The organism is Kitasatospora aureofaciens (assembly GCF_001188955.3).
In the GTDB taxonomy this organism is placed as follows: Bacteria; Actinomycetota; Actinomycetes; order Streptomycetales; family Streptomycetaceae; genus Kitasatospora; species Kitasatospora aureofaciens.
Genome location: NZ_JPRF03000058.1, coordinates 17,089 through 36,456, shown reverse-complemented (window position 1 = coordinate 36,456; position 19,368 = coordinate 17,089). Strand labels below are relative to the sequence as shown.

15 protein-coding genes and 1 rRNA gene are annotated in these 19,368 nt (G+C 73.2%); 6 read left to right on the top strand and 10 right to left on the bottom strand.

Going from position 1 to position 19,368, the window contains the following annotated elements; genetic code table 11:
• Positions 1 to 115: ribosomal RNA gene (gene rrf / locus HS99_RS32270) — 5S ribosomal RNA — on the top strand; the annotation flags it as partial.
• Between the two features lie 66 nt (positions 116 to 181).
• Here rrf and HS99_RS32265 read toward each other — a convergent pair.
• Both HS99_RS32265 and HS99_RS32260 read right to left on the bottom strand, forming a co-directional pair.
• Positions 182 to 649, bottom strand: a complete 468-nt coding sequence (locus HS99_RS32265) for a GNAT family N-acetyltransferase (RefSeq protein ID WP_030289147.1) — start codon at positions 647 to 649, stop codon at positions 182 to 184.
• A gap of 89 nt (positions 650 to 738) precedes the next feature.
• Complete coding sequence (locus HS99_RS32260; RefSeq protein WP_030289145.1) at positions 739 to 1,530, bottom strand: VOC family protein; 792 nt, start codon at positions 1,528 to 1,530, stop codon at positions 739 to 741.
• Positions 1,531 to 1,757: 227 nt separating this feature from the next.
• Between HS99_RS32260 and recD2 the strand changes: the two genes are divergently transcribed.
• From recD2 to HS99_RS32245, 3 genes are all read left to right on the top strand, one after another.
• Positions 1,758 to 4,025, top strand: a complete 2,268-nt coding sequence (recD2, locus tag HS99_RS32255; RefSeq protein ID WP_232543125.1) for an SF1B family DNA helicase RecD2 — start codon at positions 1,758 to 1,760, stop codon at positions 4,023 to 4,025.
• 225 nt (positions 4,026 to 4,250) lie between these two features.
• Positions 4,251 to 5,540, top strand: a complete 1,290-nt coding sequence (locus HS99_RS32250; RefSeq protein WP_030289141.1) for a citrate synthase — start codon at positions 4,251 to 4,253, stop codon at positions 5,538 to 5,540.
• A gap of 565 nt (positions 5,541 to 6,105) precedes the next feature.
• Positions 6,106 to 6,825, top strand: a complete 720-nt coding sequence (locus HS99_RS32245; RefSeq protein ID WP_030289139.1) for an SDR family NAD(P)-dependent oxidoreductase — start codon at positions 6,106 to 6,108, stop codon at positions 6,823 to 6,825.
• Between the two features lie 87 nt (positions 6,826 to 6,912).
• On the opposite strand, the gene HS99_RS32240 is transcribed toward HS99_RS32245, so the two are convergent.
• The 5 genes from HS99_RS32240 to dhaK all read right to left on the bottom strand — a co-directional run bounded on the left by HS99_RS32240 (position 6,913) and on the right by dhaK (position 12,345).
• Positions 6,913 to 9,186 (bottom strand): heavy metal translocating P-type ATPase, encoded by a 2,274-nt coding sequence (locus HS99_RS32240; RefSeq protein WP_030553310.1) that lies wholly within the window; start codon positions 9,184 to 9,186, stop codon positions 6,913 to 6,915.
• Between the two features lie 68 nt (positions 9,187 to 9,254).
• Positions 9,255 to 9,473, bottom strand: a complete 219-nt coding sequence (locus HS99_RS32235) for a heavy-metal-associated domain-containing protein (protein WP_030553312.1) — start codon at positions 9,471 to 9,473, stop codon at positions 9,255 to 9,257.
• Positions 9,474 to 9,589: 116 nt separating this feature from the next.
• Complete coding sequence (locus HS99_RS32230) at positions 9,590 to 10,522, bottom strand: PrsW family intramembrane metalloprotease (RefSeq protein WP_030553313.1); 933 nt, start codon at positions 10,520 to 10,522, stop codon at positions 9,590 to 9,592.
• A 163-nt stretch (positions 10,523 to 10,685) separates the two neighbouring features.
• Entirely contained in the window at positions 10,686 to 11,330 is a 645-nt protein-coding gene (gene dhaL, locus HS99_RS32225) for a dihydroxyacetone kinase subunit DhaL (protein ID WP_030289131.1), read from the bottom strand.
• 19 nt (positions 11,331 to 11,349) lie between these two features.
• Positions 11,350 to 12,345, bottom strand: coding sequence for a dihydroxyacetone kinase subunit DhaK (gene dhaK, locus HS99_RS32220; RefSeq protein ID WP_030289130.1), 996 nt, complete (start codon positions 12,343 to 12,345; stop codon positions 11,350 to 11,352).
• Between the two features lie 182 nt (positions 12,346 to 12,527).
• On the opposite strand from dhaK, the gene dhaM reads away from it, so the two are divergent.
• Positions 12,528 to 12,923, top strand: a complete 396-nt coding sequence (dhaM, locus tag HS99_RS32215) for a dihydroxyacetone kinase phosphoryl donor subunit DhaM (protein ID WP_030289129.1) — start codon at positions 12,528 to 12,530, stop codon at positions 12,921 to 12,923.
• A gap of 89 nt (positions 12,924 to 13,012) precedes the next feature.
• Here the strand turns inward: dhaM and HS99_RS32210 are convergent, their stop codons facing one another.
• A complete protein-coding gene (locus tag HS99_RS32210) occupies positions 13,013 to 14,719 on the bottom strand; it encodes a bifunctional 3'-5' exonuclease/DNA polymerase (protein WP_232790786.1) in 1,707 nt (568 codons plus the stop codon).
• Between the two features lie 208 nt (positions 14,720 to 14,927).
• Between HS99_RS32210 and HS99_RS32205 the strand changes: the two genes are divergently transcribed.
• On the top strand, positions 14,928 to 16,952 hold the full coding sequence (locus HS99_RS32205; RefSeq protein WP_030289127.1) for a M3 family metallopeptidase: 2,025 nt from the start codon (positions 14,928 to 14,930) through the stop codon (positions 16,950 to 16,952).
• A gap of 3 nt (positions 16,953 to 16,955) precedes the next feature.
• On the opposite strand, the gene HS99_RS32200 is transcribed toward HS99_RS32205, so the two are convergent.
• Both HS99_RS32200 and HS99_RS32195 read right to left on the bottom strand, forming a co-directional pair.
• Positions 16,956 to 18,458, bottom strand: a complete 1,503-nt coding sequence (locus HS99_RS32200; RefSeq protein ID WP_030553317.1) for a cellulase family glycosylhydrolase — start codon at positions 18,456 to 18,458, stop codon at positions 16,956 to 16,958.
• A 172-nt stretch (positions 18,459 to 18,630) separates the two neighbouring features.
• Positions 18,631 to 19,266, bottom strand: a complete 636-nt coding sequence (locus HS99_RS32195) for a TetR/AcrR family transcriptional regulator (protein WP_030553319.1) — start codon at positions 19,264 to 19,266, stop codon at positions 18,631 to 18,633.
• Positions 19,267 to 19,368: the final 102 nt, after the last annotated feature.

The window sequence follows — 19,368 nt, the reverse complement described above, 5'->3', positions numbered from 1 at the left end:
CGGTGGTCATAGCGTGAGGGAAACGCCCGGTTACATTCCGAACCCGGAAGCTAAGCCTCACAGCGCCGATGGTACTGCAGGGGGGACCCTGTGGGAGAGTAGGACGCCGCCGAACAATCATTCAGAAGAACCCCCATCCGGATTCCGGATGGGGGTTCTTCGTGTTTCCGCGCCGCTGCCCTCAGTTCGGGAGCGTCATTTTGAAGCCGAGGTGCGAGGGCGCGAAACCCAGCCGCTCGTAGAAGCGGTGGGCGTCCGTGCGCGTCGCGTCGGAGGTGAGCTGGACGAGGTCCGCGCCGAGTTCGCGGGCGCGCTCGACGGCCCACCGGATCAGTTCGGTACCGAGCCCGCTGCCCCGGTCGTCGGCGCGGACGCGGACGGCCTCGATGATCGCGCGGGTGGAACCGGTGCGGGAAAGGCCGGGGACGAGGGTGAGTTGCAGGGTGCCGACGGTACGGCCGGCGCGTTCGGCCACGACCAGGTGCTGGTGCGGATCCCCGTCTATGCGGGCGAACGCGGTGCGGTACGGGGTGAGGTCGTCGAGAGTCTCGCGGGTGGCGCCGAGCGGGTCGTCGGCGAGCAAGCCGACGATCGCCGGCAGATCGGCCTCGGTGGCCCGTCGGATGGTCAGAACAGCCGTTTCAGTCATGATCGGAGGATAAGGGTGCTCTCCAGGGCCGGACCGGTCTTGTCTACGCCCGTAGTACCCCTTTACGGCCCTTCTGGGTCGATGCCAGGTCAGGCCGCGGGCGCTGCGCTGGTGATGACGGCGAAGGCGGCGCCGTGCGGGTCGAGCAGCTGGGCGAGGCGGCCGACCCCGTGCACGTCCGTCGCCGGGATCCGGACGGTCGCGCCGAGCCGGCCGGCGATGGCGAGGCTGGCGTCCACGTTGGGGACCTCGAAGTAGGGAAGCCAGTGCGAGCCGGTGCCGCGCGCGGTGCGCTCGGGGCCGAGTTGCACGATGCCGCCGTGGGCGTCCTCGGTACCGCCACCGGCCGGGGTGAGCACGGTGTAGAACGCCTCGCCGAACGGGACGTCCCGTTCCTGCCAGTCGAAGACCGCGCGGTAGAAGGCCCTGGCCCGTTCGGCGTCGACGCTGTAGCACTCGGCCCAGCAGAGGCTGACCTCCTCGTTGACGAGGTCCAGGCCGCGGGTGTCGTGCGGCTGCCAGACGGCGAATTCGGCACCGGTCGGATCGGTGAAGCCGGCCATCCGGCCCGCGGTGAAGACGTCGAAGGGAGCGAACCGCACGCTGCCGCCCGCCTTTTGGACGAGCTCGGTAGTGCGGTCGGCGTCCTGCGTGGCGAAGTACAGCGTCCAGCCGGGCAGTGCGGCCTCGTCGGCGAGCGGGCCGAGAGCGGCGACGGTTCGGCCGTCGAGCTGGAAGAAGCCGTAGCCGCCGGCCTCGGGGCCGGCCGAGTCGAAGGTCCAGCCGAACAGCGCGGTGTAGAAGTCGACGGAGGCCCGGGTGTCGGGGCTGCTCAGGTCGAGCCAGACCGGGGAACCGGGGCGGAAGTCGGTGTTCAGCATGGCGGTACTTGCTCCTCGGACGGGTCCCGCGCGGGCGCGGTGGACGGCCCCCCGGTTCCTTCCAGCCTGGCATCTCGGTGAGGGCCCTGCACGGTGGGTTGGCCGTCGGTGGACGGAGAGTGCGCGAGCTACGGGAGGTTCGCGACGGGCGCGCGGGGTGCGCGGAGTGCGCGGGTTCCGGCGGGCCCGCGGCTTTGTCCGCGCAGGGCGGTACGGTGCGTAACGGAATGGTTCACCCGTACCGGTCGAAGGGGGCTCCGGTGGGCAAGCAGGCGCAGTCGGGGCAGCAGGTCCCGCACCAACTCGCGCAGGTCGAGGGCGTGCTGGAGCGGATCACCTATGCCAACGAGGAGACCGGTTACACGGTGGCGCGGGTGGACACCGGCCGGGGCGGGAACGACCTGCTGACGGTGGTGGGCGCGCTGCTGGGGGCGCAGGTCGGCGAGTCGCTGCGGCTGCACGGGCGGTGGGGTTCGCACCCGCAGTACGGGCGGCAGTTCACGGTGGAGAACTACACGACGGTGCTGCCGGCCACGGTGCAGGGCATCCAGCGGTACCTGGGCTCGGGGCTGATCAAGGGGATCGGGCCGCGGTTCGCCGAGCGGATCGTGGAGCGCTTCGGGGTGGACACCCTGGAGGTGATCGAGAACGAGCCGGGTCGGCTGATCGAGGTGCCGGGGCTGGGACCGAAGCGCACCAGGAAGATCGCCGAGGCCTGGGACGAGCAGAAGGCCATCAAGGAGGTGATGGTCTTCCTCCAGGGGGTCGGGGTGTCGACCTCCTTGGCGGTCCGGATCTACAAGCAGTACGGGGACGCCTCGATCGGGGTGGTGAAGAACGAGCCGTACAAGCTGGCTTCGGACGTCTGGGGCATCGGCTTCCTGACGGCGGACCGGATCGCGCAGGCGGTGGGCATCCCGCACGACAGCCCGGAGCGGGTGAAGGCCGGGCTGCAGTACGCGCTGTCGCAGAGCAGCGACCAGGGGCACTGCTACCTGCCGGAGGAGCGGCTGATCGCGGACGGCGTGAAGCTGTTGCAGGTGGACGTGGGGCTGGTGATCGACTGCCTGGCGGAGCTGGTCGCGGCCGAGGGGGTGGTGCGCGAGACGGTGCCGGGGGAGGCGGGCGAGCCGATCACCGCGATCTACCTGGTGCCGTTCCACCGGGCGGAGATCTCGCTGGCCAACCAGCTGCTGCGACTGCTCCGTTCGGACTCCGACCGCCTGCCGTGGTCCGCCGAGGTGGACTGGCCGGTGGCGCTGGACTGGCTGGCGAAGCGGACGGGGACGGAGCTGGCGCCGGAGCAGCAGCAGTCGGTGCGGCTGGCGCTGACCCGCAAGGTCGCGGTGCTGACGGGTGGTCCGGGCTGCGGCAAGTCGTTCACGGTGAAGTCGATCGTGATGATGGCGCTGGCCAAACGGGCGAAGGTGGTGCTGGCGGCGCCGACCGGCCGGGCGGCGAAGCGGCTGGCGGAGCTGACCGGGGCGGAGGCCTCGACGGTGCACCGGTTGCTGGAGCTGAAGCCGGGCGGGGACGCCGCCTACGACCGGGACCGGCCGCTGGACGCGGACCTGGTGGTGGTGGACGAGGCGTCGATGCTGGACCTGATCCTGGCGAACAAGCTGGTCAAGGCGGTGCCGCCGGGCGCCCATCTGCTGTTCGTGGGGGACGTGGACCAGCTGCCCTCGGTGGGTGCCGGGGAGGTGCTGCAGGACCTGCTGGCGGAGGGCGGGCCGATCCCGTCGGTGCGGCTGACCCGGATCTTCCGGCAGGCGCAGCAGTCCGGAGTGGTGGTCAACGCGCACCGGATCAATGAGGGGAAGCCGCCGTTGACGGAGGGTCTGGCGGACTTCTTCCTGTTCGCCGAGGAGGACACGGAGCGGGCGGCCGGTCTGACGGTGGACGTGGTGGCGCGTCGGATCCCGCAGAAGTTCGGCTTCGATCCGCGCCGGGACGTGCAGGTGCTGGCGCCGATGCACCGTGGCCCGGCCGGGGCGGGGAACCTGAACACGCTGTTGCAGGGCGCGGTGACGCCGGCCCGGGAGGGGCTGGCGGAGCGGCGGTTCGGCGGGCGGACGTTCCGGGTGGGGGACAAGGTCACCCAGATCCGCAACAACTACGACAAGGGGCGGAACGGCGTCTTCAACGGCACAGTGGGAGTGGTGACCGCCCTCAGCGTGGACGACCAGCGGCTGACGGTGCTCACCGACGAGGACGAGGAGGTGTCGTACGACTTCGACGAACTGGACGAGCTGTCACACGCGTACGCGGTGACGATCCACCGCTCGCAGGGCAGTGAGTATCCGGTGGTGGTGATTCCGGTCACGATGTCCGCTTGGACGATGCTCCAGCGAAATCTGCTCTACACCGCTGTGACCAGGGCGAGGAAACTCGTGGTGCTGGTGGGGTCACGGAAGGCGATCGCGCAGGCCGTGAGGGCCGTCAGTGCAGGTCGGCGGCATGCCGCGCTCGATCATCGACTTGCTTCTGGATGATTATCCAACAGGATGGTTGCCTCTAATGTTCTCTTGACGTGAAGAGATTTACGGCAGAGCCTAGGGTGGTGCCGATCTTGTCCGGTTCGTACCGGCTGCGGCGGCAGGTTTTGTAGGGGCAGGCCCTTCCGGGCCACCCCGGGTGCGCGACTGTCCTCCGGATGGGGGATCGTGGAGACAGTCAGGGCACCTTGGAAGAGGATTCATTTCGTCGGTGAGGAAGACGTGAGCGACAACTCGGTAGTACTGCGGTACCAGGACGGCGAGTACGAGTACCCCGTCGTCGAGAGCACTGCGGGCAACTCCGGCTTCGACATCTCGAAGCTGCTCCCGCAGACCGGCCTGGTCACCCTGGACAACGGCTTCGGTAACACCGCCGCGTACAAGTCCGCGATCACCTTCGTGGACGGCGACAACGGCATCCTGCGGTACCGCGGCTACCCGATCGAGCAGCTCGCAGCACAGGGCGGCTTCATCGAGACCGCGTACCTCCTGATCAACGGCGAGCTGCCCAACGCGGACCAGCTGGCGGAGTTCAACCGCGAGATCACCCAGCACACGCTGCTGCACGAGGACGTCAAGCGCTTCTTCCAGGGCTTCCCGCGGGACGCCCACCCGATGGCCATGCTGTCCTCGGTGGTCGGTGCGCTCTCCACGTTCTACCCGGAGAGCCACAACCCCTTCGACGCGGCCCAGCGCCACCTGTCGACCGTCCGCCTGCTGGCCAAGCTGCCGACGATCGCCGCGTACGCGTACAAGAAGGCGATGGGCCAGCCCTTCGTCTACCCGCGCAACGACCTGAGCTACGTCGAGAACTTCCTGCGGATGACCTTCGCGGTCCCCGCCGAGGACTACGAGCTCAACCCGGTCGTCGTCAACGCCCTGGACAAGCTGCTCATCCTGCACGCGGACCACGAGCAGAACTGCTCGACCTCCACCGTGCGCCTGGTCGGCTCCAGCCACGCCAACCTGTTCGCCTCGATCTCGGCGGGCATCTCGGCCCTGTGGGGCCCGCTGCACGGTGGCGCCAACCAGGCCGTGCTGGAGATGCTGGAGAGCATCCAGAAGGACGGCGGCGACGTCGACGCGTTCATCACGAAGGTGAAGAACAAGGAAGCCGGCGTCAAGCTGATGGGCTTCGGCCACCGCGTCTACAAGGCCTTCGACCCGCGCGCCGCGCAGGTCAAGCTGCTGGCGCACGAGGTCCTCGGCCAGCTCGGCAAGAGCGACGAGCTGCTGGAGATCGCGCTCAAGCTGGAGGAGCACGCCCTCAAGGACGACTTCTTCATCTCGCGCAAGCTGTACCCGAACGTGGACTTCTACACCGGCCTGATCTACCGCGCCATGGGCTTCCCGACCAGCATGTTCACCGTGCTGTTCGCCCTCGGCCGGCTGCCGGGCTGGATCGCCCACTGGCACGAGATGATCAACGACCCGACCAGCCGGATCGGCCGCCCGCGCCAGATCTACACGGGCACCGCGATCCGCGACTACGTCGAGCTCGACCAGCGCTGACCCGGGGGCGGGTCCGACCGCCACGCCCTGGCACCGCACCGAAAGGGGCCCGGCCGCTGCTGAGCGGCCGGGCCCCTTCGCGTCCTCGCGCCCCGGACCCGGAAAGGGCCCGCGCGGGGGCGGAACCGTACGGCGCACGACTCCGGGGCCGACTGCAGCCGGGGACGGCCGCTCAAAGCGTCCCTGGCCCGCCACACCCCGGCGCCGTGCGCGAAGGCCGTCGAAAGGACGACGACCGTCCCGGGGCCCGCCGGAGCCCCGTCGGCGACAGCCGCTGGAAGCGCGGGGCGCGTTGCCGTTGATCGCGCCCGCCCATCGGAAAAACTGCCGCACTACCAACCTAAGACGTATCAGGGTGCGAGAAGTTACGCCCGGGGGGTGTGACCTGCCTCTCGCCACGCTCCGTAGGCGCTCGGTTCCACGCTCATATCACACCTTCCCTCGCGCGCGACGTCACCCTCCCCGCAGTCACGGCAACCGAGCGTGATAGGAATCGTGGCATTCCGGTACGGACCGTCGCGCCCACTTCGTCGCGCGGCGGCGGAACTGGGGAGGGAGTGCGCAGATGGCCAGGAACGTCGTCGTCACCGGCGGTGGCACGGGAATCGGGTACGAAATCGCACGGCGGTTCGCCGAAGCGGGCGACCAGGTGGTGATCGTCGGTCGCCGTCGTGCGGTCCTCGAGAAGGCCGCAGCCGATCTCGGGCCGAACGCCACCCCCCTGGTGTGCGACCTCGCCGACCCGGACGCGGTGGAGGCGGCGCTGGCCGACCTGCCCGACCGGATCGACGTGCTGGTCAACAACGCGGGCAGCCGGGAGACCGTGGTCGGGGGCGGGACGCACGCCCTGCTGGCCCGCTGGCGCGGCGACTTCGAGCGCAACGTGATGACCGCGGTGCTGCTCACCGAGTCGATCCGGGACCGGCTCACCCCGGGCTCCGGCCGGGTCGTCACCATCAGCTCCATCGCCGCCCTGCGCGGGGCCGGCTCGTACGGCGCGGCGAAGGCCTCGCTGCACGCCTGGAACCACTTCCTGGCCGCGCAGTTGGGCACCTCGGGCATCACCGCCAACATCGTCGCGCCGGGCACGGTGGCCGGCACCGAGTTCTTCGGGCCGCGGCTGGACGAGGCGGAGGTCGCCCGCCGGGCGGCGCGCACCCTGCTGGGCCGGATCGGCGAGACCGGCGAGGTCGCGGCGGCGGTGCATTTCCTGGCCTCGCCCGAGGCCGGGTTCATCACCGGCGAGATCCTGCACTGCAACGGCGGGGAGCTGCTGGGGCGCTGAGGCATGACGAGGGGCCCGGACCGGGCGCGGTCCGGGCCCCTCGTGCTGTGGGCCTCGTGCTGCGGGGCCCTTCGGCTGTCTCAGACCTCAGGCGGGCTGGAAGCGGCGCAGCCGGAGGCTGTTGCTGACCACGAAGACCGAGGAGAAGGCCATCGCGGCCCCGGCGACCATCGGGTTGAGCAGTCCGGCGGCCGCCAGCGGGATCGCCGCCACGTTGTAGCCGAAGGCCCAGCAGAGGTTGCCTCTGATGGTGCCGAGGGTGCGGCGGGAGAGCCGGATGGCGTCGGCCGCGGAGCGCAGGTCGCCACGGACCAGGGTGAGGTCGCCGGCCTCGATCGCCGCGTCGGTGCCGGTGCCCATCGCCAGGCCCAGGTCGGCCTGGGCGAGCGCGGCGGCGTCGTTGACGCCGTCCCCGACCATCGCCACGACCCTGCCCTCGGCCTGCAGCCGGCGCACGGTGTCGACCTTCTCCTCGGGCAGCACCCCCGCGACGACGTCCCGGGGGGCGATGCCGACCTCGGCCGCGACCGCCCCGGCCGCCGCCGGGTTGTCGCCGGTCAGCAGCACCGGGCGCAGGCCCAGGGCGCGCAGCCGGGCGACGGCCTCGGCGCTGGTCGGCCTGACCGCGTCGGCGACCTCCAGCACGGCCCGGGCCTCGCCGTCCCAGCCGACCGCGACCGCGGTGCGGCCGGCCGCCTCGGCGGCGGCCATGGCGCGGGCCAGGACGGGCGGCAGGTGCCGGGCGCCGTCGGTCGGCCGGGCCCCGCGCCCGGCGGTGACCGTGCGGCCGTCCACGATGCCCTCCACGCCCCGGCCGGGCAGGCTGCGGAAGTCGTCCACCGGCGGCAGCCCGCCGAGGCGGTCGGCGGCGGCCTCGGCGATGGCCCGGGCGACGGGGTGCTCGGAAGCGTGCTCCACGGCCCCGGCCAGACGCAGCACCTCGGCCTCGGTGACGCCCTCGGCGGTGTGCACGGCGAGCAGCGCCATCCGGCCGGTGGTGACGGTGCCGGTCTTGTCCAGTACGACGGTGTCGACCCGGCGGGTGGACTCCAGCACCTCCGGTCCCTTGATCAGGATGCCGAGCTGGGCGCCGCGGCCGGTGCCGACCAGCAGGGCGGTCGGGGTGGCCAGACCCAGGGCGCACGGGCAGGCGATGATCAGCACGGCCACCGCGGCGGTGAACGCATCGGTGGGGCTGCTGGTGGTCAGCAGCCGGCCGACCAGGGTGGCGAGCGCGATCAGGATGACCACCGGGACGAAGACGGCGGAGACCCGGTCGGCCAGGCGCTGGGCGGCGGCCTTGCCGTTCTGGGCCTCCTCGACCAGCCTGGCCGTCCGGGACAGCTGGGTGTCCGCGCCGACCCGGGTGGCCTCGACCACCAGGCGGCCGCCCGCGTTGACGGTGGCGCCGGTGACGGTGTCGCCGACGGTGACCTCGACCGGGACGGACTCGCCGGTCAGCATCGAGGCGTCGACGGCCGAGGCACCCTCGACCACCGTGCCGTCGGTGGCGATCTTCTCGCCCGGGCGCACCACGAAGCGCATGCCGACGGTGAGCCGCTCCACCGGCAGCCGGACCTCCCGGCCGTCCTGGAGGACGGCGACGTCCCCGGCACCGAGGTCGAGCAGGGCGCGCAGGGCGGCGCCGGCCCGGCGCTTGGAACGGGCCTCCAGGTGACGGCCGAGCAGGATCAGCACGGTGACGCCGGCGGCGGTCTCCAGGTAGAGCGTGCCGGAGGGGTCGGTGCCGCCGACCGGGAGCGAGAAGTCGTGCCGCATCCCCGGCACGCCGGCGTGGCCCAGGAACAGTGCCCAGCAGGACCAGCCGAAGGCGGCCAGGGTGCCGAGCGAGACCAGGGTGTCCATGGTCGCGGCGCCGTGCCTGAGGTTGGTCCAGGCGGCGCGGTGGAAGGGCAGGCCGCCGTGGACGACGACCGGACCGGTCAGGGCGAAGGCGAGCCACTGCCAGTCGGTGAACTGCAGGGCCGGGACCATCGAGAGCAGGACCACCGGGACGCTGAGCACGGCGCTGACCAGCAGGCGCTCGCGAAGGGGGTCCCGCTCGGCGGGTCGCGCGGCGGCGGGCCGGTGGGCGGTGGCCGGTTCGGCGGCGGGGGCCGGGGGAGGGGGGAGCTCGGCGGTGTAGCCGGTGCGCTCGACCGTGGCGATCAGCTCCTCGACCGTGACGCCGGGACCGTAGTCGACCCGGGCCTTCTCGGTGGCGAAGTTCACGGCGGCCTCGACGCCGTCCATCCGGTTGAGCTTCTTCTCGATCCGGGCCGCGCAGGAGGCGCAGGTCATCCCGCCGATCGACAGCTCGACCCGGTCCCGTGCCCGAACGCCGGGGGCGGAGGTGGTCATGCGGGTGGCTCCTCGGTGGTGCGTACGGCGGCGGCCGGGTGTGCCGGCCCCCGCCGTAGCGGGGCGGCTCAGGCGGCGGGGCCGACCAGCTCGTAGCCGGCCTCGTCGATCGCGGCGCGGACCTGGTCCTCCTCCAGCGGGGCGGCGGAGGAGACCGTCACGGTGCCCGCCTGGGCGTCGGCTGCGACGTCGGTGACACCGGCCAGCGTGGAGAGCTCCTCGCTGATCGCCTTCTCGCAGTGGCCGCAGCTCATGCCGGACACGGTGTAGGTGATGGTGCTGGACATCGGGGCCCTCCGGAGGTCGGTGCGTCACTGGCTCTTGTTCTCCCGACACCATACCCCTCCAGGGTATCTCTCGGAGGGGTGGGTGAAGTGGATCGCATCGTAGGCGACGTGACCGCTCAGACCGGGGAGGACGGGGACTGTGCCGGGATCGGCGCGGTCGGCTCCCGCCGGAGCAGCAGCCGCAGCCAGAGCAGTCCACCCAAGGAGACCACGAGCAGCCCCGTCGTGTCGTACGCGGTGTACAGGTGGATCTGCTCGCTGGACGGGTTCGGCATGTAGCCGAGGTCGAACAGGGCGCGCTGGAAGTCGCTGGTGGTGGTTCGGGCGACCAGCCAGACGGCGATGCCGCTCGTGCTGTCCCAGAGCGCGTGCAGCAGCGAGACACCGAGGAAGGTCGGCACCACTGGGGCGGTGACCCGGAAGCGCCCGCCGCGCCGCGCCCGGAACAGCACTCCGCCGATGATCGCCGTCCACAGGATGTGGCCCACCGGGGCGAGCACCCCGCGCAGGATCTCCGTCTCCACCAGGTCGTCCAGCGAGAGCCCCTGGATGCTCAGCACGGCGTTGAACGCGTACCCGGCGCTCTCGAACGCGGCGAAGCCCGCCCCGACGGTGGCGCCCAGCACCAGCCCGTCCCGCAGGCCGCTGATCCGCAGCCGCCGGCTGACCACCACCAGTGCGGCCAGCTTGACCGCCTCCTCGATCAGGCCGACGCCGACGTACATCCACACCGAGGGGGAGAGCAGGTACGACTCCAGCACCGAGGCGCCCAGGACGCCGATCACCCCGCCGAGGCCGAAGCAGGTGAGGATCCGGTCCGGGCCGAGGTCGGCCGCGTAGCGCTCGTACACCCGGATCACCACGGTCGCCGGAACGAGGAAGCTGCCCAGCAGCACGATCGTCGGGACCAGGTTGGTGTTGTCGGTGAAGAAGGTGACCAGGACGGTCGAGGCCCAGAGCAGCAGACCGGTCAGGAAGAGCCTCGCCCAGTGGTGGGGCCGGGCAGCCGTCCGGCCGGGGGGCGTGGTGACGTGCGGAGTGGGATGGATACCGGACACCGGGCAGGCGCTCCTCTGGGTTACGGCTTCTCGACCAGGTCGACAACATCAACGACGCTCGCTTCCCTTACGGTGCGATGGTCGGCCACCCGGTTCCGCCCCCCCCGCGCCCCGGTCGGGGCACGGGGGACCGCGCGGTTGGAGGAGCGAGGCCCTACCGGTTGCCGGTGACGTCGGCGAGGGTGCGGAAGAGGAGCGCGGTGGAGGTGGCACCGGGGTCCTGGTGGCCGGTGCTGCGTTCGCCGAGGTAGGAGGCGCGGCCCTTGCGGGCCCGGAGCGGGACGGTGTCGCGGGCTCCCTGCTCGGCGGCGTCGGCGGCGGCCGCCGCGGCCTCGGGGAGGGTGGCGCCGGCGGCGGCCGCGGCGCGGAGGGCGGCGACGGCCGGGGTCCAGGCGTCGACGATGGTCTTGTCGCCGGGCTCGGCCTTGCCGAGGATGCGGACCGCGTCCAGCCCGGCGGCCATGGCCTCGGCGAGGGCGACCGGGCCGGCCGGCTCGGGCAGGGCGGCGCCGAGGGCGCGGAAGGCCTTGCCGTAGAGCGGGCCGGAGGCACCGCCGACCTTGGAGATGAGGGTGGTGCCGGTCCTGGTGAGGACGGCGCCGGGGCCGGTCGGCTGGAGGCCCTCCAGGGCTGCCAGGGCGGCGTCGAAGCCGCGCCGCAGGTTGCTGCCGTGGTCGCCGTCGCCGATCGCGGAGTCCAGTTCGGTGAGCCGGTCCTGCTCCTTCTCGACAGCCGCGGCGATCGAGCGGATCCAGGCCTCGGCCAGCGCGGTGTCGAACAGCGGGGTGTCGAAGTCCATCGGGTCTCCTTCGAGGGACTCAGGCCCGCTTGAGGGCGGGGGTGTCGACCGGGGCGTCCCAGAGGTCCAGCAGTTGGGCGTCGGCCTGGGTGAGGGTGAGTGAGAAGCCCGCCATGTCGAGGCTGGTGACGTAGTTGCCGACCAGGCTGCGGGCCACCGTGATGCCGCGCTCGGCGAGCCGGGCGGCGACCTCGCCGTAGACCACGTACAGCTCCAGCAGCGGGGTCGCGCCCAGACCGTTGAGCAGGGCGATCACCTCGTCGCCCGCAGTCAGGTGGTGGTCGGCGAGGACGGTCTCGACCACCTCGGCGGCCAGCTCGCGGGCCGGGCGGAGCTTCTCGCGGCGGCGGCCGGGCTCGCCGTGGATGCCGACGCCGACCTCGATCTCGTCCTCGGGCAGGTCGAAGCCGGGCTTGCCGGCGGCCGGGACGGTGGCCGCGGTGAGCGCGACGGCGAAGGAGCGGGAGGCGGCGTTGACCCGCTCGCCCAGGGCGGCCACCTCGTCCAGGCCGGCCCCGCGTTCGGCCAGCGCACCGGCCGTCTTCTCGACCAGGACGGTCGCGCCGGTGCCCCGGCGGCCTGCCGTCCAGGTGGAGTCCTCGACCGCGACGTCGTCGTTGACCAGGACGGTGCGGACCTCCAGGCCCTCCTCGGCGGCCACTTCGGCGGCGAGCTCGAAGTTCATCACGTCGCCGGTGTAGTTCTTCACGACGAAGACCACCCCGGCGCCGTTCTCCACCGCCTTGGCGGCGGCCAGCATCTGGTCCGGGACGGGGGAGGTGAACACCTCGCCAGGGCAGGCGGCGTCCAGCATGCCGGGGCCGACGAAGCCGCCGTGCAGCGGCTCGTGGCCGGAACCGCCGCCGGAGACCAGTGCGACCTTGGGCCCGGCCGGGCGGGCGGCCCGGGTGATCACCCGGTTGGGGATGTCCACCGTCAGCTCGGGGTGGGCGGCGGCGAACCCGGCCAGGGCGTCCTCCAGGACGCTCTCCGGGGTGTTGATCAGCTTCTTCAACGTTCTTCGCTCCCTAGGTGGCCTTGAGGACAGGACGCTACGGCGGACGCTGCGGGGGCCTGATCCGCAGGACGGCCCCGGCGCCGACGCTACGCCAGACGGCGGGCCCCGGCACGGGGTGCGACACGCGCGATTCCGGTCACCCTCCCGGAGCAGTGGGACCGGGTCGTAGGGTCGCGGGCATGAGCGGACACGTGGGCATTGTTCTGGTTTCGCACAGCGCTCGGCTCGCGGAGGGGCTGCGCGAGCTGCTCGGCGAACTCGCCCCGGACGGTGTGCGGGTGGTGGTCGCGGCCGGGACGGAGGACGGCGGGCTCGGCACCAGCTACGAGCTGATCGCCGGGGCGATCGCCGAGGCGGACGGCGGGGCGGGCGTGGTCGTGCTGCCGGACCTCGGCAGCTCGGTGCTCACCGCCGCGACCGTGCTGGAGGACGAGCCGAGGCCGGGGGTGGAGCTGGTGGACGCACCGTTCGTGGAGGGCGCGGTGGCCGCCGCCGTCACCGCCTCGACCGGGGCGGGACTGGCCGAGGTGGTCGCGGCGGCCGAGGACGCGCGCACCTTCCGGAAGCTGGGGTAGGGCGGGTCCGACGCTTCGCGGCGGGGTGCGTGCTGCCGGCGTCGCGCGCCCGGCGGGAGGCGCCGGACACGCCCCGGGGCGGGTCGGGGCTACTTGGCGTCCGCGTAGCAGTCCACCACGGCCGTGCTGAGCGGGAAGCGCACCGGGGTGTCGCCGAAGACCAGCCGCCGGGCCTCGTCGGCGGCCGCGGTGACGACCGCGGCCACCTCCTCGGCCAGGTTGGCCGGGGTGTGCACGATCACCTCGTCGTGCTGGAAGAACACCAGGTGGGGGCGGTCCGCCGGGACGGCCACCGGGAGCTCGTTCAGCCGTCGGCGCAGCGCCGCCAGCAGGGCGAGCGCCCAGTCGGCGGCGCTGGCCTGGATGACGAAGTTGCGGGTGAACCGGCCGCGGGCGCGGGCGGTGCGGCCGCCGGTCTCGCCGGAGGTGTCGGCCTCGGTGAGGTCGAGGAAGGCGGCGGAGGCGGGCGGGCAGACCCGGCCGAGCCGGGAGGTGACCACGCCGCCGTCCTCGCCGGTGCGGGCGGCGGCCTCGACGTAGCCCATCGCGGCGGGGTAGCGGCGGTGCAGGGTGTTCAGCAGCGGGCCGATGTCGCCGCTGGTCTGCCCGTACATGGCGCCGAGCAGGCCGAGTTTGGCCTTGTCGCGGTCGCCCTGGAAGGCCTGGGCGGCGAGCGCCTCGTACAGGTCGCCGCCGGCGGCGGTGCGGGCCAGTCCGGCGTCCCCGGAGAGCGCCGCGAGCACCCGCGGCTCCAGTTGGGCGGCGTCGGCTACCACCAGCCGCCAGCCCGGGTCGGCGACCACGGCGCGGCGCAGGATGCGGGGGATCTGCAGGGCGCCGCCGCCGCGGCTGGCCCAGCGGCCGGAGACCACGCCGCCGACCACGTACTCGGGCCGGAAACGGCCGCCGCGGGCCCAGGCGTCCTGCCAGGCCCAGCCGTGGGCGACGTGGATCCGGGACAGCTCCTTGTAGCGGACCAGCAGCCGGGCGGCCGGGTGGTCGATGTTCTTGAGCTCCCAGGAGCGGGTGGAGCCGAGCTGGATGCCCGCCTCGGCGAAGGCGCGCAGCACCTGGGTGTGCGAGTCGGGGTTGAACGGCTTGGCGCCGAGGGCCCGGTGGAGTTCGACGACGAGGTCGGCGAGCACCCGGGGCTGGGTGCCGGGAACGGTGGGGCGGGGGCCGAGCAGCTCGGTGAGCAGCCGGTCGTGGAGGTCGGAGCGCCAGGGCAGGCCGTCGTGTGCCATCTCGGCGGCCACCAGGGCGCCGGCCGACTCGGCGGCGACCAGCAGCCGGAAGCGTTGCCGGGCGGCCGGGTCCGCGATGGCGGCGATCCGCCGCTGCTGTTCGGCGTGCACGGCGACGACGGCGTCCAACTGGTCGGCGCCGGGCGGAAGTTGCAGCCGGTCGGGGGCGAAGAGGGTGTCCTGGCCGTCGTCCGCGTCGGTCAGGCCGGGCTCGGGCAGGTCGTCCGGGACGGGCAGGCCGCGCAGCCGGGACCAGGCGGCGCCGAGCGAGCGGGGCGCGCCGAAGCGGCCCTCGTGGCCCAGCAGCAGGGCCTCCACCAGCCGCAGGTCGTGGCAGCGGGCGAGCCGGTCGGGCAGTCGGGGCAGCAGCGGGGCGTACCCGGAGTCGGCGGCGGCCCAGACCCAGCGGGGCCCCGGCGGATGATCGCCGCGAGTTCCCTCCCGGGCGGCGACCGCGGCGGCGAGGTCGCGGACGGTCTCCGGCGGGCCGAGCGGGCTGCCGGCGTCGTCGAGCGGCTGGAGGCGGCCGCCGGGGCCGTGCGGATCGGGCACGAGGGCGGTTCTGGGGGCCACTGCGGGCGTCTTCTCTCCGGTGCGGGTCTGTGGACTGGCGGTTCGGCGATCGGGCGGCGATCGGGCGTACGGGCGGCGTGCGGGTGTGCGGTCCGCGGGTCCGCGCCGTCGACGTTAACGGGTGGGTCTGACAACGATGACCAGGGGTCTATGGGCACGCGGGGTGACACCGCGTAGGGTCGGCGAAATGACCGAGAACCCGTTCTTCGCAGCCAGCCCGCTGGTCTACGAACTGCCTCCCTACGCCGAGATCCGGGAGGAGCACTACCTGCCCGCCTACGAGCGTGGGACGGCCGAGCAGCTGGCCGAGATCGCGGCGATCACCGACGACGGAACCGCGCCGACCTTCGAGAACACCGTGGTGGCCCTGGAACGCTCCGGCGAGCTGCTGCGCCGGGTGGACGCGGTGTTCCGCAACCAGTCCTCCTCCGACACCACCGAGCTGCTGGACGAGGTGGAGGCGAAGGTCAGCCCGCTGCTCGCGACCCACCACGACGCGATCCACCTGGACCAGAAGCTGTTCGCCCGGATCGAGGCGCTGCACGGTAACCGGGCCGCCCTGGGGCTGGACCCGGAGTCGCTGCGGCTGCTGGAGCGCTGGTACACCGCGTTCGTCCGCTCCGGCGCCCGGCTGGGCGAGTCGGAGCAGGCCAGGCTGCGCGAGCTGAACGCCGAACTGGCCGCGCTGGGCACCACGTTCCAGCAGAACGTGAACGCCGCCACCCGCGCCGCCGCGCTGGTCGTGGACTCCGCCGAGGAGCTGGCCGGGCTGTCCGAGGGCGCGATCGCCGCCGCGGCGGAGAACGCCCGGGTGCTCGGCCACGAGGGCCGCTACGTGCTGAGCCTGAAGAGCACCTCCACCCAGCCCGAACTGGCCCAGCTCGCCGACCGCTCGGTGCGCGAGCGGCTGCTGGCCGCCTCGCTCGCCCGGGGCGTCGAGGACAACGGCCCGCTGGCGATCCGGATGGCCGCGCTGCGCGCCGAGCGGGCCGCGCTGCTGGGCCACCCCAGCCACGCCGCGTACGTGGTGGCGGACGAGACGGCCGGCACCGTCGAGGCGGTGTCCGGGCTGCTGGCCCGGCTGGTCGAGCCGGCCGTGGCGAACGCCCGCCGGGAGGCCGCCGAGCTGGCCAAGGTGGCGGCCGCGGACGGCATCGAGGAGATCGCCGCGCACGACTGGGCGTACTACTCGGAGAAGGTCCGGCAGGCCTCGTACCAGGTGGACGCGGCGGCACTGCGCCCGTACTTCGAGCTGGAGCGGGTGCTGAAGGACGGCGTGTTCTTCGCCGCGGGGCTGGCCTACGGGCTGAGCTTCACCGAGCGGCCGGAGCTGACGGCCCACCACCCGGACGCCCGGGTCTTCGAGGTGTTCGAGCAGGACGGCACCCCGCTGGGCCTGTTCATCGGCGACTTCCACGCCCGGGCGTCCAAGCGCGGCGGCGCCTGGATGGACGAGCTGGTGGGCCAGTCCGGGCTGACCGGGCGGCGGCCGGTGGTGCTCAACAACCTCAACGTCCCGCGCCCGGCGCCGGGCGAGCCGGCGCTGCTGAGCTGGGACGAGGTGCGCACCATGTTCCACGAGTTCGGGCACGCGCTGCACGGGCTGTTCTCGGACGTGCGGTACCCGCTGTTCGCGGGCACCGCGGTGCCGCGGGACTTCGTGGAGTTCCCCTCGCAGGTCAACGAGATGTGGATGGTCCGGCCGGAGGTGCTGGCCAACTACGCCCGCCACCACGAGACCGGGGAGCCGCTGCCGGCCGAGCTGGTCGAGCGGATGACCGCGGCCGAGGGCTTCGGGCAGGGCTTCCGTACGGTGGAGTACCTGGCGGCGACGCTGCTGGACTGGGCCTGGCACACCCTGCCGGAGGGCCACCGGGTCGCGGACGCCGAGGAGTTCGAGGCGAGGGCGCTGGCGGAGGCCGGGGTCGTCGTGCCGGCGATCCCGCCGCGTTACCGCACGCCGTACTTCCAGCACATCTTCTCCAGCGGCTACAGCGCCGGGTACTACGCGTACATCTGGTCGGAGGTGCTGGACGCGGACACCGTGCGGTGGTTCGAGACCAACGGGCGCTCGGTGCGGGACAGCGGCGAGCTGTTCCGGCGCGAGCTGCTGGCGCGCGGGTTCAGCCGGGACCCGCTGGAGTCCTTCCGCGCGGTGGTCGGCCGGGCGCCGGACACCGCGCCGCTGCTGGAGCGCCGCGGGCTGGCCTGATCGTCAGCGCGGTGCGAGGGTGACCGCCACCGGGGCGCCGGGGCGGGTGTGCGGGAGCCGGATCCTCACGGTTCCCGGGCGCCCGTCCGCGGGCTGCTCCACCTCGACCCGGGCGCCGGCGGGGGAGACGGCGACCCGGGCGCCGTGCGGGAACCCGGCGGGCGGCAGGACGAGTTCGCTGGCGCGGGCGCTGCCGTCGGCGTTCCAGCGCACGGTGGTGTCCCCGGTGTTGCTCCCGGGGCTGGTCCCGTTGTCGCTTCCGGTACGGACGTCGGTGCGGACGTCGGTGCCGGCGACGGCGACCGGGTACGGGCCGAAGGCGGGTTCGTCGCCGGGAGCGGGGTGTCCGGCGGGGTCGAGTGCGCAGTAGCCGCCGGTGCCGCGGCACCAGTACCACATGGTCCAGCCCTCGGCGAAGCCGTCCATCGCGGCGACCTGGCCGCGGACCAGCCGGGTGTTGCCCGGGGTGCGGGAGTTCGGCGGGCCCCACTCGCCGACCAGGACGGGCAGCCGGTGGGCGGTCGGGTAGCCGGTGATCGCGGCGGTGTACTGCTGGAGGAAGCCGTCGGCGGGGTTCCAGTCGGCGCCGTTCTCCACCGCGGTGTCGTAGAAGTGCGGTGCGTAGCCGAGCCGGGGCGCGCCGGGGCGGGGGTCGGCGAAGCCGGGCAACTGCGTCGGTACGCCCTGGCCGACCAGGACCGTCGGTTCGACGAACAGCCAGGCGCGGGAGTCGACCCGGCGTACGGCGGTGATCAGGCGGCGGTACATGTCGGCGAGCCGGCCCCGTTCCAGGGTGGCGGAGGCGGCGGCGAGCACGGCCGGGTCGCTCGGGTCGCCGTCCACCGGGCCGAACGGCTCGTTGAACAGGTCGTAGCCCAGGAGGGAGCGGTGACCGCGCAGTTCGCGGGCGAGCCGGGTGTAGAAGTCGGCCTGCCAGGCACGCAGGTCGGGGTCGTCGTAGAGATGGCGGAAGGCGGCCTGGACGGCGGGCTGGAAGTAGCCGGCGAACCAGTCGTCCGGGTCGGGGGTGAAGGGCAGCCCGTCGTCACGGGTGGCCCAGGCCGGGATGCCGTTGGTCCCGCCGCCGAACTCCGGCCCGTAGACGTCCTGGTGGAAGTCGACCAGCACGAGCAGGCCCAGCCGGTCGGCGCGGTCGAGGAGCCGCCCGATCCGGTGCAGCTCGGTGGGGTCGAGTCGGCCGCGCTCGGGCTCCAGTCTGGTCCAGGAGACCGGCAGCCGGACCAGGGTGAAGCCCTGGGCGGCGATCGAGTCGAGGTCCGCCGGGGTGGCCTCGGCGTACTTGTCCAGGTTGAAGCCGCGCAGTTGGAGCCGGCGGCCCTGGGCGTCGGTGAGGGAGGTGCGGCCGTCCGGGCCGGTGGCCGTCCCGGTGGGGAAGTGGGCCGGGTGCCCGCCGCCGTGGGCCGCGGCGGAGGCCGGGGCGGGGGCGGCGCTCAGGGCGGTGGTGGCGGCGAGCAGCAGGGCAACGGCGGTGCGGCGCAGGCGCATCGGGGACCTCGCACGGCGGGGGTGGGGCCCCGATGATGCCCGGGGCGCCGGGGGCGGCACAAGGGGTGTGCGGCCGAGGGTGGTGCGGCCGATGGTGGTGCGGACGAGGACCGTGCGGCCGAGGGCGTGCGACAAGGGCCGTGTGCCCAACCGGCCTCGGTTTGCCGGGAGTTCAGGTCGCTTCAGCGCTCGGCGGCTCGGCCGGGGCGGCGGGCAGGACGGCGGTCGGCAGGTCCGCGGCGGCGGCCAGGCGCCCCCAGAGCAGGTCGGCCAGGGCCTGCACCATGCGGGTGCGCGAGCAGGGTCTGGTCTCCAGCCACCAGTCCCCGGCGGCCAGCACCATGCCGGTGATGCCCCGGCCCCAGGCCTCGGCGAGCAGGTCGCGGTCGGCGCCCAGGTCGACCTGGCTCTGTACGGCGTGGGTGATCTCCTCGGCGATCTGCCGCAGGGCGGGGGCGAGTGCGTTGCCGGCGCCGCTCGGGTCGCCCGGCTCGGGGTGGGTGAGCAGGCGGTAGACCTGGGGCCGGGCCTCGATCCCGGCGAGGTAGGTGTCCAGGACGTGTTCGACCCGGTCGCGGCGTTCCAGCGGTTCGGCCAGGGCGGCCCGGACGGCGGCCAGCAGGCCGCTGGTGTGGCGTTCGGTCAGGGCTCCGATCAGGCCGTTCCGGTCGCCGAAGTGCCGGTAGAGGATCGGCTTGGTGATGCCGGCCTCGGCGGCGATGGCGTTCATGCTGGCGCTCGGCCCCTCGCGCTGGATGACCCGGTCGGCGGCGTTGAGCAGCTGCTCGCGACGGGGCTCTCGGGACATGCGCTGCTCCTCGGGATTCTGGGTGGCCTGGGCGTTGACACCGGTTACCAATCAGTAGCAGACTCCCACGATGTTACCCCGGGTAACACCCCGGTGGGTCGT